The following is a 16,672-nucleotide window of genomic DNA, read 5'->3' on the forward strand; positions in this document are numbered from 1 at the left end:
GCAAAAATAGGAAAAATGTACTAAAGTTTTTCATGTCTTGGTTTTTAATGTCATCATTAGAGTTTTACTCCTTTTTTATAACGCTTATAATGCCAATAATATGGTGAAAATTACGATTTTAGTTTCGGATAACAAATATAATATTTAGTTACAGCTTTAGACAAAGCTTTTAAATTAAGCTGATCGCAAGCCTTTACGATATCTTCAATTTTGCCAGATTTGTGTAAAATGTTAATGCCTTTATGATTATGCTGATAGGCCTGATTAGAAATACTGCCTTTAAAAACAAAGTATTGTGCTTCTGTTTTAGAAATACCATAAGTACGCATCAAACTATCAATATGCAAGTCTAAATCTTCATTTTTTATGGGCTTATTTTTTATTTTAATGGTTAGCAAGTTCCGGTTAATAATCATAGTACTTAAATGGCTTAACACAAAATCAGTGTCATGTTGCCAATGTTTCATGGCCGAAATAATATCAAAATCATCTAAAGCCGCAAAAATATTGAGCGTGTCATCATTAAAATTAGCAAGCGTTATTTTGTTTTGTAAAAAATACATTAAAGGTTTACTCGCCTCTAGTTTGTGCCCTTTATGCTGCAGTTCTTTAGCACGTTGCAAGGTTCTAATTAATAATTGTTCGGCTGCTAATCCTGTTTTATGCAAATATACCTGCCAGTACATAAAACGTCGGGCAATTATAAATTTCTCAACACTATAAATCCCTTTTTCCTCAACCACCAATTCATCATCTACTACATTAAGCATGGTTATTAGGCGTTCGCTATTAATATTTCCTTCGGCAACACCGGTATAAAAACTATCACGTTTTAAATAGTCGGCACGATCCATATCAAACTGTCCCGAAATAAGCTGGCACATAAATTTTCTGGGGTATTCGCCTTTAAATATTTCAATCGCCAACGTTAAACTTCCGTTAAATTCGTCGTTTAACCGCTCCATGAACAGCAGCGATAAACGCTCATGCGACACACCATTTACAATACTATGTTCCATGGCGTGAGAAAACGGACCATGGCCAATATCATGCAATAAAATAGCAGCATACAACCCTGTTTCTTCTTCCTTACTAATGCTAACCCCTTTAAAACGCAGCACATTAACCGTTTTTTGCATTAAATGAACACAGCCTATGGCATGATGAAACCGGGTGTGATGCGCCCCCGGATATACCAGATACGATAAGCCCATTTGGGTAATTCTTCGCAGTCTTTGGAAATACTTGTGCTGTATTAAATCGAATATGAGTGAATTAGGAATCGTAATAAATCCGTAAATTGGGTCGTTTAATATCTTAAGTTTGTTCAAACTTTAAAAGTTAAGGTTTAATAGATACAAATATAAATATATGGTATCTATATACCAGAATATTAAATACAAATTAGCACGAATTGTTATTAAAAATAATTACATGAATAAAATACAAATACTTTGGGTAGATGATGAAATTGATTTATTAAAACCTCATATACTATTTTTAGAACAACGTAATTACCAAGTTACTACTTGCAAAAGTGGCACCGAAGCCATTGAAGTATTAGAAAGTAAAAATTTCGACATTGTTTTTTTAGACGAAAACATGCCGGGACTTACAGGTCTCGAAACTTTAAATGAAATTAAAGAGAAACAAGACAATCTTCCAGTGGTAATGATTACTAAAAGTGAGGAAGAATACATCATGGAAGAAGCTATTGGTAATAAGATAGCCGATTATTTGATAAAACCAGTCAACCCCAATCAAATACTGCTAAGCTTAAAAAAGAATTTAGACCACTCCAGATTGGTTTCAGAAAAAACCACATCTAATTACCAACAGGAGTTTCGAAAAATTGCTATGGATTTAGCTATGGTAAATTCTTATGAAGATTGGGCAAGTTTATATCAGAAATTAATTTATTGGGAAATTCAGCTTGAAGATATCGAAGATGCAGGCATGTTTGAAATTCTGGAATCTCAAAAAACAGAAGCCAATATTCAGTTTGCCAAATATATCGAGAAGAATTATAGCGATTGGTTTCATCATAAATCTGATGCACCCATCATGTCGCACACCCTTTTTAAAGAAAAAGTGGTGCCCGAACTCAGTAAAGACCAGCCTACCTTATTAGTGGTGATTGATAATTTACGTTACGACCAATGGAAAGTTTTTGAGCCTATCATAAACAATTACTATAAAAAGGACAAAGAAGACGCCTTTTACAGCATCTTACCAACGGCGACACAATATGCCAGAAATGCGATTTTCTCTGGCTTAATGCCCAGCGATATGGAAAAATTATTTCCGCAATATTGGAAAAACGACACTGATGAAGGTGGAAAAAATTTACACGAAGAAGATTTTCTAAACACGCAAATAAAACGTTTAGGCTTAACACATATAAAGCACGAGTTTCATAAAATAACGAATTTGCGCGCTGGCAAAAAGTTAGTAGAAAACTTCAAATCGCTTAAAAATAACGACTTAACTGTGGTAGTTTACAATTTTGTAGATATGTTGTCGCATGCAAAAACAGAGATGGAAGTGGTAAAAGAACTGGCGTCGAACGATAAAGCGTATCGCTCGTTAGCTTTAAGTTGGTTTAAAAACTCACCACTTTTAGAAATGATTCAAATGGCGCAACAGTTAGGGTTTAAACTTATTTTAACAACCGACCACGGAACGATAAATGTAAAAAATCCTTCAAAAGTTATTGGCGATAGAGATACTAGTTTAAATTTGCGCTATAAAACTGGGAGAAGTTTAACCTACGAAAGTAAAGAAGTGTTGGTTTTTAAAGATCCCAAAGAAGTTCATTTACCGGCTATTAATATGAGTAGCTCTTATATTTTTGCCAAAGGCGATTTGTTTTTTGCGTACCCAAATAACTACAACCACTACGTAAGTTATTTTAGAAATACCTATCAACATGGCGGTGTTTCTTTGGAAGAAATGATTATTCCGTTTGTAGTTTTCAATCCAAAATAATCTATGTAATACCAAAAACATCGACAAAATACACTTTTTATTAGTTTTTTTAAAAATATAATTGTAACATTGTATTAAAATTAGGAATAGTTGGAAATAGTTTATAACCTAGCGCAAATTGAAGAAGTTGCTCAACAACTTATTAAAAATTTAAAAACGAAAACCTGGTTATTTTATGGCGGTATGGGTGTTGGAAAAACCACTTTAATAAAAGCCATTGTTAAAGAATTAGGAGGACAAGATAAGGGAAGTAGCCCAACCTTTTCAATTGTGAATGAATATGAATTGAAAAATGATAAAATGTATCATTTCGATTTATACCGGATTAAAAATTTAGAGGAGGCTTACAATTTTGGTATTGAAGATTATTTAGATTCTAAGCATTATGTTTTTATCGAATGGCCCGAACAAATAGAGTCTATTTTAACCGATGCAATTGATAAAATTAACATAACAGCCATCGCTCAAGAACAAAGAAAAATAGTAGTAAAAGAGTAAAAAATAAATAAGAAAAAGATAAGATTTGCATGAACTAACCAGATTAAATACGCTATATTTTGAAGTATTACGGGAAACCCACAGCGCAAAATTTAAAAAACGTCGTTTTTAACATTTTTTTAACATTTTAGCATTCACTTCAAAATAGCCTTTAGTTACATTTGGGTAATTAATTAATTAAATCCCTATAAAAATGAAAACTAAAAAGTATTTAATCGCAATCGCGATATTCGGAGGAATGTTGTTTACAGCTTATGCAGCTAACACAATGAACAACGATGGAAACCAAACAGCAAAAATCGAAAAATCAAAAATCAGAGTTCCAATATGTGGATAAAAAAAGTCTGATTTTAGGGAGCGTTGTTGCTACTTTAATTGCAACCTCTCCCTATTTGTTTTTTTTATATGAAAGTGTTCCAACTGAAAAAGTTTGGGACACTTTTTTATTTACCTACCATAGTAAACTCTATGCAGATGCTAATACGGCCATGTGGTTTTTATCAGGCAAATTAATACCTTTATACTTATTATTAATCTGGTTTTTTACTTGCAGACACTGGTGGTTTCATGCCTTACTTGTTCCCATCGCCATGTATGCGTATCAAGCCTTTACAATTGTTAGGGTAGACACGACGCATGTAGATGAATCGCAATTGATTTATTTAGTACCCATCATGGCCATCATCGTGCCTTCTATTTATTTAATACGTGCTCGAATTTTTAACAGAGTAAACGATGCTACAAAGTCGTTACAAGAACTGGAAGATGAATTTAAAATAACCCCGAAGAATTTCTGGGATAAAATAAAACAGTATTTTTAATTACTTTTTGGATTCAAGCGATCCCGCTCCTCCAATTCAATTTGTTTTTCATTGCGCTTTAAATGAGTGTTTCCAAATTTATAATTAAAAGCAAAAGATATTAAGCGGTTTTCTAATCTTGATTTAATAAAAACATCCTGATTTAAATATTTCGTGGATGTAGTAAAGTTTTGGGTATTAAAAACATCGAAGTAGCCTAAACTTACAGTTACCTTATCATTCCAAAGCGTTTTTTTAAAATTAATATCTAAACCATGTCTTTCACTTACATCTGTAGGTCCAAATACCGTTGGAGCGATGTATAAATAGGACACATCGGCAGTTAAACTTTTGTCCTTCAAAAAGGAAAAATAATGGATTACCTGACCATAAAAAGACCATTTTTCATTCTTTAAAAGTTCGTTATCACTTTCCAAAGCATAAAACTGATTTTCATCATAAAACACCGACGATAACACATAAATATTCCATCGGTTGGTTACTGGCGTATAGGTAGTAAAATCTAAACCATAAGAGATATTGTTATCAATATTCGTATTGACGTATTTAATAATATTATTATCGTTATCTTGAAAGGTAATTTCTAGCGTGGGGTCGTTCTCGTACCGGTAATAAGCCTCGAACGTGTAGTTTTTATTAAAGGTGTAACCTAAGGTGTAAATATCGTCTATTTCCGGTTTTAAATTAGGATCACCTGTTCTATACGTATTATCATTTAAATAATATTTAAAGGGGTTTAAATCGCTATAGCGCGGTCTATAAATACGCTTGTTATAACTTAGATACAGTTGGTTGTTTTCATTTAATTGATGCATCACATACACCGAAGGAAAGTGTTTAAGATAATCACTTTCATTTTGGGCATTTGTAGACAAGGAGGTTCCTGTAATATCGGTATACTCTGATCTTAAGCCGAGTTTCATACTCCATTGCTCCCAGTCTTTAGAAAAACTGGCATATGCCGCATAATTCATTTCGTCGTACAAAAACGTATCAGAATTTTCTAAATCCTCCGTTTTTTCGCCATTTACAAAATCAAACTGATTGATAATGCTCTCAGAACTTATATTCGATACCTTTCCCCCTATTTCAAAACTTGCCCTCGAACCAATCGGTAATTCGTAATCTAGTTGCCCTGTATACAATGTAATCAACTGACTAGCAAACGTTTGAAATTTATTTTCCCTAAAAGGAACCTCGTTATTAGGTAAAAAATAACCCGTATTCACATCCTGATAGCTGGAAAAATCGTAATTAGTATGGTGCCCACTTAACGATAGCTTCTCACCTTCCTTTTTAAATTTGTGAACATAATCTAAAGTGAAAGCCATATTAAAAATCTCATCTACCATCCTATTTAAGGTATTAAAGCTATAGTTTAAGCTATTACTTGAATTAAACACCCCTGTGTTAGAATTCACATAGGTTTTGGCGTTTTCTCTGGGAGAAATTAACATACTGGTTGATAAACTTAAAATGTTATTCTTATTTACTTCATAATCAATATTTCCATTAATATTTTGATTAGAAGTTTCTCGGGTTCGTTGAAAATCCGTTTCCCAGCTCGTAATATTCTGTCCGTTTTCTATAAAATTAACATACTCCGTGTTATGTCTATAGTCTTTCCGTGGGTTAATGCTATAATTTATGTAGGCATTTAATTTGTTGTCCTTAAAAAAATGACTCGTTCCAAAAGCATATTTTGGATATTCGCTTCCTTGTTTAAAATTTCCAAAAACATTGCCGTTATATCCTGGTAAAATGCTTTTAGAAGTTATAATGTTAATTACTGACCCGCCTTCTGCTTCATATTTTGCTGGCGGATTGGTAATCACTTCAATTGATTTTATGTTGGTAGACGATGTTCCTTCCAAAAGCTGTTGCACATCACTCATAGATAAATGTACTTTTCTATCATTAATATAAATAGTAGGCACGCTATTTTTAATAGTTATAGATTCATTGTGTACCAAAACGCCTGGTGTATGTTTTAACACATCTAAAACGTTGGTATTAGACAAGGTAGAGTTTTCAACATCAAAAACAGTTCGATCTACGAGACGAGTTACGGTGGGGCGCTTTGCAATAACAGTCACATCGTCTAAGGTTTCTGCCAACTCATTTAGCGTAATGGTCGCTAGCCTGATACTTTTATCAAAATTGACAAACCTGCGCGCTTCCTCATAACCCATATAACTTATTTTTAAGGTATAACTTCCAGGTTTTAGATTTTCAAATTTAAATGCACCATCATCGCCAGAAGTGGTTCCTGCCACAAAACTTAAATCAACTGTATTATAAACTACAACATTGCTATACGAAATTGGATTCTGATTAGTATCTGTTACAACACCAGATAAAACATGATGCTGAGAGTAACTGGATAACGATATTACAAATAAAAAATAGGAGAAGAATTTTTTAAACATATATTTAGTTATAATTACAAACTTAAATAATTAATTGAAACTGTTTGTAGTAAATTTAATAAGTTTTGATGCTTTAACGCTCAAATTTCATAAATTCGACGAACGGTAAGCAAAACACTTATGTTATCGCTAAAATTATTATTTTTGGTGTGAATTCATGCATTTAATTTTTTATTTGTAATTTGATTTTTCTAATCCTATTAAACTCATGGCAAAACAATTGTCTCCTTTTACGAAACAACAACTCTTACCACAAGAAGAAACTCTAGAAATTTTTAAGAAAAAAGGAGATTTATATATCGGCATTCCCAAAGAAACAGCGTTTCAAGAAAAACGAGTATGCTTAACACCCGATGCGGTTTTTGCGCTGGTAAGCAATGGCCACCGTGTCCTTTTAGAATCTGGTGCTGGCGAAGGCGCTAATTTTAGCGATAAAGACTATAGCGAAGCAGGTGCCGAAATTACAAAAGACAGCGCCAAAGTGTATGCCTGCCCCATGATTCTTAAGGTAGAACCGCCGAGTTTAGAACAAATTAAACTTATTAATCCGCAAACCATATTAATTTCTGCTTTACAGATAAAAACCCAAAGTAAAAAATATTTCGAAATGCTGGCGGCTAAGCGTATTACTGCCTTAGCGTTTGAGTTTATCAGAGATTCCGATAACAGTTATCCCGTCGTAAAATCTTTGAGTGAAATTGCGGGAACTGCTTCGGTTTTAATAGCTGCGGAATTATTATCGGACACAAAAGGCGGCAACGGCTTAATGTTTGGAAATATTAGCGGCGTACCACCTCTAGAAGTAGTCATACTTGGTGCAGGTACGGTAGGTGAATTTGCAGCCCGTAGTTCTATTGGATTAGGAGCTAATGTGAAAATTTTCGATAATTCGATAACCAAACTCAGACGCATACAAACCCATTTAGGACGACCTATTTTCACCTCTACCTTACAGCCTAAAAATTTAACTAAAGCCTTAAAACGCTGCGATGTGGTTATTGGCGCTGTTCGAGGTAGTAACCGTTCGCCCATAGTTGTGTCAGAAACCATGGTGCAGACCATGAAAAAAGGTGCCATCATCATAGATGTCAGCATCGATATGGGTGGATGTTTCGAAACCAGCGAAGTCACTTCACACAAACAGCCCACCTTTGAAAAACACGGGGTAACACATTATTGCGTGCCCAACATACCAGCACGATATTCGCGTACAGCATCGGTATCGATTAGCAATATCTTTACACCCTATCTCTTAAAAATTGCCGAAGACGGTGGTATCGAAAATTCACTAAGATTTGATCGTGGTTTAAAAAATGGGTTGTACTTTTACCACGGCATTTTAACCAGCAAATCGGTTGGGGAATGGTTCGATTTAAATTATAGCGATATCAATTTAATTATTTTTTAAGCGCTATGTCGAACTGAGCCTTTCGTTGCTGGATTCTATATAAAACACATGACATTAATTCAACGTATTGGTTATTACCTGGGAGGTTTTTCGCTAGGACTTATTATATTAGCATTCTTCCTTAATGGAAAAAAAGTTTCCTGTAGCTACGGTCCCGACGCCCGTGTACTTAAAAATATTCGATTAAAAAAACTGATGTATGCTGAAGGAGTGTCATCGCAATTATCTGATTATAAACTCGATTCTACAGCGGTTAATTACATTCTGAAAAAAGGCAATATTAATTTTTCTGAAAGTAACGTGCGCCAAAAACCTTGCGGCATGTATGTTGTGGAAGGCGACTATAAAAACCAAGACATTCGCGTAACGATAGAAAATTGCGATAGTATTGCCACCATTACACAACTAAGCATCGATTACCCATGATTGCAAAACGCTGGTTTGATGTTTTAGGCGCGCTTATCGGATTAATACTGCTCGCGCCTCTTCTTTTAATCATCGCCATCATCATTAAAATAGATTCTAAAGGACCCGTTTTATTCATTCAGGAGCGGGTTGGTAAAAACAACAAAGACTTCCAAATTTATAAATTCAGGACTATGAAACTGCAATCGGAAGCACAAGGCTTGCTTACGTTGGGCAATCACGATTCCAGAATCACCAAAGTGGGCTACTTTTTACGACGCTATAAATTAGATGAATTTCCGCAACTTTTCAATATCCTTAAAGGCGATATGAGCTTTGTAGGCCCCAGACCAGAATTGCGCTATTATGTGAACTTTTACACCGAAGACGACTTAAAAATATTTGCAGTAAGACCAGGAATCACTGGGTTGGCATCCTTAAAATACAGAAACGAAGTGGAGCTTTTAAAAGCCGCCGAAAACCCAGAAGAATTCTTTACAAAAACGATTATTCCTGATAAGTTAAAGTATAATAAAGAGTACATTGAAAAGCGACATTTTTTCTTCGATTTAAAACTAATTGTCATAACGATTGTACAAGTTTTAACAAAATAATTCGTTAGGACATCCTATTTGCTAGACGTCGTAATTATCCTTACATTGGCATGGTATTTCGGCCTTAAAAAACACCTTTAAACCTACAGATGTTTCCCCATGAATCAATCAACCCATCAACACATCAAACAATTAATAGCAGATTCTGGTTTGCTGCATTTTGTAAAAAAATCTAGGGTTAAAAATCGGAGGTTCCATTTTAAAAACGAAACCATTTTAATTACGGGTGCTGCAGGTTCTATTGGTAGTGAATTGGCAAGACAACTTTTAAACAGTCAGTTTTCAAAACTCATTCTCATCGATATTGCAGAATCGCCGCTTTACAATCTAATGAAGGCTTTCGAACACGAGAATATCCCTAATATTGAATTTTTACTTTTAAATATTACCGATAAAGCCTCTGTTGAACACCTATTCGAAACCTACAAACCTACTATAGTGTTGCACGCGGCGGCTTATAAGCATGTGCCGTTGATGGAAGCGCACCCTTACGAAGCGGTAAAGACCAATATTATGGCGACCACGTTTTTGGCTGATTGCGCGATTAAGCATGGCGTTAAAAAATTCATTTTTATTTCAACCGATAAGGCCGTAGATCCTATAAGTGTTATGGGCTGTTCGAAGCGCATTGCCGAAAATTATTTACTAAGCCTTTCTAAAGAGACTTCTACAAAGTTTTTGATAGCGCGCTTCGGAAATATCATGGGCTCAAACGGTTCTGTGCTACCGCTCTTTATAAAACAAATTGAAAGTGGTTTACCCCTAACCTTAACAGATAACACCACCAGCAGATATTTTATCAGCAAAACAAAAGCCTGCCATTTAATCTTAGAGCTTTCTCGATTTGAAACCTTAGCCCCCGCTATTTTTACCTTCGACATGGGAAACCCAATAACCATTAAAGAAGTTGCGGATTGTCTGCTATCATTTTATCCCGAACGACAAATCCCTGTGATACAGGTGGGTATGCGTCCTGGAGAAAAACTTCATGAAGCCCTAGTAAGTATCAACGAAGAATTAGTCCCCACCCAAAACGACTCCATCTTATTGGTGAAACAACGAAATAACACGATTAAAATGGCCGATTTTAATCAACTTAAGGCGATCACCCCTTTTGTCGATCCTGAAAAAATAAAAGAAATTTTTAAACAAAACTGCTAAAACTACAAGCTGTTTCGGCGTTTTTTTTCTTTGCTTAAAAGCATTAGCTCCCTACCTGTTTGTCCTGCTACCGAGGTATTCTCTTCGGCGCGTCGTATTAAATAAGGCATCACATCTTTAACGGGTCCGAACGGTATGTACTTAGCAACGTTATAGCCTTTAGCCGCCAAATTATAGCTAATATGGTCGCTCATGCCATAAAGTTGACCGAACCAAACACGCTTATCGTTTATAGCAATGCCTTTTTCGGCCATCAGTTCCATTAATAAATACGAACTCTCTTCGTTATGCGTTCCAGAAAATAAGGCCATGGTATCTAAATGATCGAGTATGTAACGCTGCCCTTCATCATAATTCGCATCGGTGAGTGCTTTACTTTTACAAATAGGAGACTCGTACCCTAGGTCTTCAGCACGTTCGTTTTCTTTTTCCATATACGCACCACGCACCAGTTTAAAGCCCACAAAATACCCAGCAGCTTTCGCCTTTTCATGAGCAGCTTTCATAAAAGCCATACGGTCGTGTCTATACATTTGTAAAGTATTAAACACCACAGGTTTTTCAGTATTATAGCGTTCCATCATTTCGGTAACCAAATCATCTACAGCGACTTGAAACCAACTTTCTTCAGCATCAATTAAAATAGCAATGTTATTGCGTTTCGCCATGTTGCAAGCCATATCAAAGCGGTCTACAATACGTTCCCATTCTTGCTGCTCTTTATCGGTTAAAGCGTCTCCTGTACTCTTCTTTTCATATAAGGCCAATCGTCCAAAACCAGTGGGTTTAAAAACGGCAATAGGAATCGCTTTAATGGCTTTCGAAAAATCAATAATTTTTAAGGTGGTACGTAAAGCACTATCAAAATCTTCTTCACTTTCTTTACCTTCCACCGAAAAATCTAACACCGAACTTACCCCTTTTTGGTACATCTTATCAATAACTGGTAAACAATCTTCTTCGTTTACCCCACCACAAAAATGATCAAATACCGTCGATCGTATAAGCCCCTCAATGGGCAAATGTGCCTTTAATGCAAAATTAGTGGCCGCCGTACCAATGCGTACCAAAGGCTCAATAGAAATCATTTTAAACAAAAAATAGGCGCGTTCTAACTCAGAATCACTTTTAAGTGCAAACGCTATTTCGGTATTATCAAAGATAGGCTCCGTAGTCATTAGTAATAAGTTTTTACAAATATAATCAGGAGTTCGCTATCATTTTATAGAAAATCTCCTTAATTTCACGGCCTCAAAAAGATTTTTTTTCTATGAATTCTATCGAAGCAAACAACTGTACTATTCATTTCAACGAAAATTGCTACACCGCTTTAAACCAACATCTTAAGTCGCGTAATTTTTCTAAAGTATTTATTTTAGTAGATGAAAATACGCATCAATTGTGTTTACCGCGTTTCTTAGAACAATTAGAAACTTCGGCGGCTATCGAAATTATCGAAATAGAATCGGGCGAAATCAATAAAAACATTGATACCTGTGTGGGCGTTTGGAATACACTTTCAGAACTAAATGCCGATAGAAAAAGTCTGCTTATCAATATTGGTGGTGGCGTGATTACCGATTTAGGAGGCTTTGTGGCCTGTACCTTTAAGCGTGGTATTGCCTATGTAAATGTGCCTACTACCCTACTTTCTATGGTAGATGCTTCGGTGGGTGGCAAAACGGGGGTAGATTTAGGGCATTTAAAAAACCAGATTGGGGTGATTAGTAATCCGGATATGGTATTGATTGATACCCAGTTTTTAAGCACTCTGGCACAAAACCAAATGCGCTCGGGCTTAGCCGAAATGCTAAAACATGGTCTGATTAGCGACCTTAAATACTGGAATAAATTTCAAGACTTGTCTAAATTGTCTTTAGATGATTTGGATGCATTGATCTACGAATCGGTGCTGATTAAAAAGAACGTTGTGGATATCGATCCTTTTGAAGACGGCTTGCGAAAAACCTTAAATTTCGGACATACTTTAGGGCATGCTATCGAATCTTATTTTTTAAGTCATCCAGACAAAAAAACCTTGTTACATGGTGAAGCAATTGTGATTGGTATGATTTTAGCCTGTTATATTTCAACAGTATTAACAGGGTTTCCTAAAGAAACCACCCAGAATATCAAGCAGTTATTTATAGATTATTACGGTAAAGAAACCATTGACGAAGCCGATTATCAGCCCATCATGGACTTACTTAAATACGATAAGAAAAACAACCACGGTAACATCAATTTTGTATTATTAGAAGCCATAGGCACCCCAAAAATAGATTGCTTGGTGGATGATGCGATTATTTTAGATGCTTTTGAGTTTTATGCGTCGTAACAGATAACCTTTTACACAAGAACCCCAGATTCTTTAAAGCCCCATACAAGTACGTGTCGCGTCTTTTTAAAAAGCATATGCGTATCGAGAACCTGCCACATAAAAAACAACCTACTTAAAACATGCTACAAATATTTTCTAAAAAGCAGTTTCTAAAAGATCTTTTAGAAGATTTTGTGGATATTCACAACCATGTACTCCCAGGAATCGATGATGGCGCCAAAACTGTTGAAGCGTCCATGGAATTACTTAAAAGCCTGCAAGGTTTAGGCATCAAACAATGCATACTCACGCCGCATGTTATGCAGGATTATTATCCGAATACCAAAGAAACGATTAGGACTTCCTACCAGCACCTATTAGATGCAATAAGTAGTTATGATCAAAACAATATAAAACTAAAATCTGCTGCCGAATACATGCTTGATGCCCATTTCGAGTATTTGTTAGAGCACGAACCGCTTTTAAGCTTAAAAGACAATTATGTGTTAATCGAGTTGTCCTATTTACAAGCGCCCATCAATTTAGAAGATCTTATTTTTAAAATAACCTTAAATGGCTACAGACCAGTTTTGGCACATCCTGAGCGCTATCGTTACTTCCATAATAATCTAGATTACTATAAGCGATTGAAATATTTGGGATGCTTGTTTCAATTAAATCTGTTATCGCTTAGCGAATATTATGGCAAAAGCGTCCAAAAAACAGCAAAGTATTTACTGCAAGACAATCTTATTGATTTTGCAGGAACAGATGTCCATCATCTACATCAGGTGGAAACCCTTGCAAACCTCATGTTGGGTAAAAAAACAGCTGGTAATTTGGTAGCAGTGATTCAAAACACGAATACCACCTTCGTAATACCTTAAGCTTTCGGTTTCCTGCTAAAAAAACCTTTCTTTTGTGGCTTGCCATAATACCCATAGCGGGCGCCATAACCAAAATTAGATTGATTCACATCATTTACCACCAGCATCATACCGTTTAATTTGTTGGTAGCATGCAACTCTCTGGCAAAATTCAATACTTGTTTATCGGTATAACCCGCTCTGGTTAAATAGACGGTATGACCTGCATACTGACTAATCAATAAGGTATCGGTTACCAGCATCGCTGGAGCGGTATCTACAATCACAATATCGTACTGCTCAGAGGCATAATCAAACACCTCTTTAATACGGTTACTCATTAATAATTCAGCAGGGTTTGGAGGTATTTTACCCGAAAACATAATGTCTATTGTAATGTCGTTTACCGTATAGGTATTAATAATGTTTGCAGTTGCAATGGCTTTATCGGCTAAAAAGTCAGTTAAACCTATAGCATTGACATCTACCTTTAAAATGTCATTAAGCACATTATGTATTTGCGGGTTTCTAATATCCGCACCCATTAATAGCACGCGTTTCCCCGTGTTGGCCATGGTTAAGGCTGTATTGATACTAAAAAACGACTTCCCTTCTCCATTAACCGTCGAGGTTACAAACACCACGTTATCATAGGCTGTTACATTGCGGCCGCGGCGTACAAAATCAAAATTCGTTCTAATAATTCTAAAGGACTCCGATAAAATAGACCGGTCATTTTTTTCAACCAGTAAAATACCGTCTTTCAAAATACCATCTTTCACCGTCGGAATTTCTCCTAACACCGATATGTTTTTAAGTTCGTTTTCTAAATCTTCTTTATTATGAATTTTGGTATCTAATAAATCGGCGACGTAGATGATGATAAACGGAATAATAAGTCCTAAAAACAAGGCTGCTATGTATAACATTTTTTTATTAGGCGATATCGGGCTACCAGAGTCGGACGCCTCATCCAATATTTTTAAATTGGGGGCGGTTGCCGTTAAATTAATCGCTGCTTCTTCACGTTTTTGTAACAAATACAAGTATAAGGACTCCTTAATACCTTGTTTGCGTTCAATACCACGTAATTTACTTTCCTGCCCAGGAACAGAATATATTTTAGAATTAATTCTGCTCGATTGATTCTCTAAACTATTAATTTGAATGTTAAGCGATTTTTTAGAACTATTCACACTTTGGCGCAAGCTTTCTTTAATGCTGTTCAAAGTTCTGTCTAATTCTACCACCACCACATTCTTTTCACCAGCACTTTGTAATAAGCGCTGTCTGTTGGCTAACAACTCATTGTATTTACTAGCTAGCCCACTAATGGCGGGATCTCCCATACCAATATTCGAAGGAATGGGTTGAAAGGAGTTATCCGATCCTAAAGATTCGTCCATATAATTTAGTAAACGCAGTTGCGTTTTACTCCCTGCTAAAGCCTGTTCATTTTCAACACTCGAACTTAAAAACTGCCCCGCTTCCGAGGTCACGTCCGTTAATTTGTTGCCCGTTTTAAACCGCACAATACTATCATCCACACTCACCAAATCAGAGGCAATAAGCTCCACACGCGAATCAATAAAATTAGCGGTGTTTTTAGCCCGCACATTTTTTAACTGGGTGGTGTAAGTATCGTATTCTTTAATTAATTGGTTTAGAATATCTCGGGCTTTAGCCGGAATAGGATCCTCCAAGTACATATTCAAAACTTTTGATGAATTATTGGATTGATATACCTGTATCAAGTTTCTTAAATTATTAGTAGCGATATCTAAGGGCGTTATCTGCACTCTAAAATCACTCCCTACTAAACTTGCAGCATCATTCGCTTTTGGCGTAATCACCATACTGCCAAAATGCGTCTTTATGGTTTGTCCAAACGCCACGTTTTTAGGAGCCTCGTCTTCATAAACGCGATATTCAAAGTTACCAGCCGAAGTAACATCGATGTAAAAATTAAAATCAACCGTATATAACAAGGAATCCGAGGCGATAAAATTAATATCTATCGGAATGTTTTTATAAAGCTCTTGTTCTAAAATACGGCCTTGTGTAAAATACTGTACATTTAAGTTCAGCGCTTTCACCACGTTTTCTACAACACCTCTGGAAGTCATGACCAAAATCTCATCTTCTACTTCGGCATTAGCATTGTTAGCCATAGGTGCCAAATCTTGAAGCGCAGCCGTTGGCGATGCTTTATCAGTCTCACTTATTAACATAATTTTGGCAAATGCCGAATATAGAGGCGTGGTATACCTTAATAACATATAAAAGACCCCAAATGCCAGCACACAGCTTAATGCAAACCAATGCCATTTCTTTAAATAGATGGCCAACGATTTTTTTAAATTAAACGTATTGGAATTCGTGCTATTCCCCATGTTTGATAAGTCTGTATTCATTAAAAAACTAATTTCTGGTTACAAAAATAAGCGCGGTGGTTAAAATAAAGGAGGTAATACTAATGATGGTACCAATTCTAGAATCGCCAGAAGCATTACTAATGGAGGAGTTATTAGGTTCTACGTACACGTAATCATTTTGGGTTAAATAATATACCGGCGAGTTAAACACCTCTTTATTGGTTAAATCGACACGCGTGTAGGTTTTCGTCCCATTAAAATCGCGCACCACTAAAATATTATCTCGACGTCCTTTAATGGTTAAATCACCCGCCATACCTAATGCTTCCAGTATGGATACCCGTTCACCCGAAACCAAATACACCCCGGGAGACGTAACTTCACCAGCGACCGTTACCCTGAAATTTTGTATACGAATAATTACCACCGGATCTTTTAATAATTGCCCTTCCGAAAATTTCTTTTTAAACAATTCTTTCGCTTCTTCCACGGTCAACCCCACTAGCTTTACTTTTCCTAAAACCGGGTAGTCAATATTACCATCTACATCTATCAAATAGTCAATCAACTGTCCACCAGTTCCATTTGATATGATTATATTATAAGGTTTTGTGACATCTAAGTCGTAAGTAGACACATAAATACTTACAATATCGCCCACCTTTAACTTCGCTTTAAAGGTATCGGTATCCACAATGGTTTCAAAATCTTTGGCGTTCTGAAAGTATATAATATCTTTTTTGGTACTGCAGGAGCTTAACACTAAACTTACCATACAAACCATTAC

General features: G+C 35.8%; 14 protein-coding genes. 9 read left to right on the top strand and 5 right to left on the bottom strand.

Going from position 1 to position 16,672, the window contains the following annotated elements; all coding sequences use genetic code 11:
• Nucleotides 1–110: 110 nt before the first annotated feature.
• The gene (locus ACFQ0I_RS10850; protein WP_379942173.1) at nucleotides 111–1,331 is read right to left on the bottom strand and encodes an HD domain-containing protein; all 1,221 of its coding nucleotides are present in this window, start codon (nucleotides 1,329–1,331) and stop codon (nucleotides 111–113) included.
• Nucleotides 1,332–1,434: 103 nt separating this feature from the next.
• On the opposite strand from ACFQ0I_RS10850, the gene porX reads away from it, so the two are divergent.
• The 3 genes from porX (at nucleotide 1,435) to ACFQ0I_RS10865 (ending at nucleotide 4,307) form a co-directional block, all read left to right on the top strand.
• Nucleotides 1,435–2,988, top strand: a complete 1,554-nt coding sequence (porX, locus tag ACFQ0I_RS10855; RefSeq protein ID WP_379942175.1) for a T9SS response regulator signal transducer PorX — start codon at nucleotides 1,435–1,437, stop codon at nucleotides 2,986–2,988.
• 90 nt (nucleotides 2,989–3,078) lie between these two features.
• Nucleotides 3,079–3,486 (top strand): tRNA (adenosine(37)-N6)-threonylcarbamoyltransferase complex ATPase subunit type 1 TsaE, encoded by a 408-nt coding sequence (gene tsaE, locus ACFQ0I_RS10860; protein WP_379942177.1) that lies wholly within the window; start codon nucleotides 3,079–3,081, stop codon nucleotides 3,484–3,486.
• Nucleotides 3,487–3,764: 278 nt separating this feature from the next.
• Complete coding sequence (locus tag ACFQ0I_RS10865; RefSeq protein ID WP_379942179.1) at nucleotides 3,765–4,307, top strand: hypothetical protein; 543 nt, start codon at nucleotides 3,765–3,767, stop codon at nucleotides 4,305–4,307.
• On the opposite strand, the gene ACFQ0I_RS10870 is transcribed toward ACFQ0I_RS10865, so the two are convergent.
• Entirely contained in the window at nucleotides 4,304–6,736 is a 2,433-nt protein-coding gene (locus ACFQ0I_RS10870; protein ID WP_379942181.1) for a TonB-dependent receptor domain-containing protein, read from the bottom strand. The two genes, ACFQ0I_RS10865 and ACFQ0I_RS10870, sit on opposite strands and share 4 nt — an antisense overlap.
• Nucleotides 6,737–6,944: 208 nt before the next feature.
• Here ACFQ0I_RS10870 and ACFQ0I_RS10875 point away from each other — a divergent pair, with 208 nt between their 5' ends.
• The 4 genes from ACFQ0I_RS10875 to ACFQ0I_RS10890 all read left to right on the top strand — a co-directional run bounded on the left by ACFQ0I_RS10875 (nucleotide 6,945) and on the right by ACFQ0I_RS10890 (nucleotide 10,324).
• A complete protein-coding gene (locus ACFQ0I_RS10875) occupies nucleotides 6,945–8,144 on the top strand; it encodes an alanine dehydrogenase (RefSeq protein WP_379942183.1) in 1,200 nt (399 codons plus the stop codon).
• A gap of 48 nt (nucleotides 8,145–8,192) precedes the next feature.
• Nucleotides 8,193–8,570 (top strand): hypothetical protein, encoded by a 378-nt coding sequence (locus ACFQ0I_RS10880; RefSeq protein WP_379942185.1) that lies wholly within the window; start codon nucleotides 8,193–8,195, stop codon nucleotides 8,568–8,570.
• On the top strand, nucleotides 8,567–9,163 hold the full coding sequence (locus tag ACFQ0I_RS10885) for a sugar transferase (protein ID WP_379942187.1): 597 nt from the start codon (nucleotides 8,567–8,569) through the stop codon (nucleotides 9,161–9,163). Before ACFQ0I_RS10880 ends, ACFQ0I_RS10885 begins: the two co-directional genes overlap by 4 nt.
• A 99-nt stretch (nucleotides 9,164–9,262) precedes the next feature.
• Nucleotides 9,263–10,324 (top strand): UDP-N-acetylglucosamine 4,6-dehydratase, encoded by a 1,062-nt coding sequence (locus ACFQ0I_RS10890; RefSeq protein WP_379942189.1) that lies wholly within the window; start codon nucleotides 9,263–9,265, stop codon nucleotides 10,322–10,324.
• Between the two features lie 2 nt (nucleotides 10,325–10,326).
• Here ACFQ0I_RS10890 and ACFQ0I_RS10895 read toward each other — a convergent pair whose 3' ends face one another.
• Nucleotides 10,327–11,502 (bottom strand): proline dehydrogenase family protein, encoded by a 1,176-nt coding sequence (locus ACFQ0I_RS10895; RefSeq protein ID WP_379942191.1) that lies wholly within the window; start codon nucleotides 11,500–11,502, stop codon nucleotides 10,327–10,329.
• 92 nt (nucleotides 11,503–11,594) lie between these two features.
• Between ACFQ0I_RS10895 and aroB the strand changes: the two genes are divergently transcribed.
• Entirely contained in the window at nucleotides 11,595–12,662 is a 1,068-nt protein-coding gene (gene aroB, locus ACFQ0I_RS10900; protein WP_379942193.1) for a 3-dehydroquinate synthase, read from the top strand.
• A gap of 122 nt (nucleotides 12,663–12,784) precedes the next feature.
• Nucleotides 12,785–13,531 (top strand): tyrosine-protein phosphatase, encoded by a 747-nt coding sequence (locus ACFQ0I_RS10905; protein ID WP_379942195.1) that lies wholly within the window; start codon nucleotides 12,785–12,787, stop codon nucleotides 13,529–13,531.
• On the opposite strand, the gene ACFQ0I_RS10910 is transcribed toward ACFQ0I_RS10905, so the two are convergent.
• Nucleotides 13,528–15,924 (bottom strand): GumC family protein, encoded by a 2,397-nt coding sequence (locus ACFQ0I_RS10910; protein ID WP_379942197.1) that lies wholly within the window; start codon nucleotides 15,922–15,924, stop codon nucleotides 13,528–13,530. The two genes, ACFQ0I_RS10905 and ACFQ0I_RS10910, sit on opposite strands and share 4 nt — an antisense overlap.
• A gap of 7 nt (nucleotides 15,925–15,931) precedes the next feature.
• On the bottom strand, nucleotides 15,932–16,660 hold the full coding sequence (locus tag ACFQ0I_RS10915) for a polysaccharide biosynthesis/export family protein (protein WP_379942199.1): 729 nt from the start codon (nucleotides 16,658–16,660) through the stop codon (nucleotides 15,932–15,934).
• Nucleotides 16,661–16,672 lie beyond the last annotated feature (12 nt).

The sequence above is a fragment of the Mariniflexile aquimaris genome (genome assembly GCF_042676825.1).
In the GTDB taxonomy this organism is placed as follows: Bacteria; Bacteroidota; Bacteroidia; order Flavobacteriales; family Flavobacteriaceae; genus Mariniflexile; species Mariniflexile aquimaris.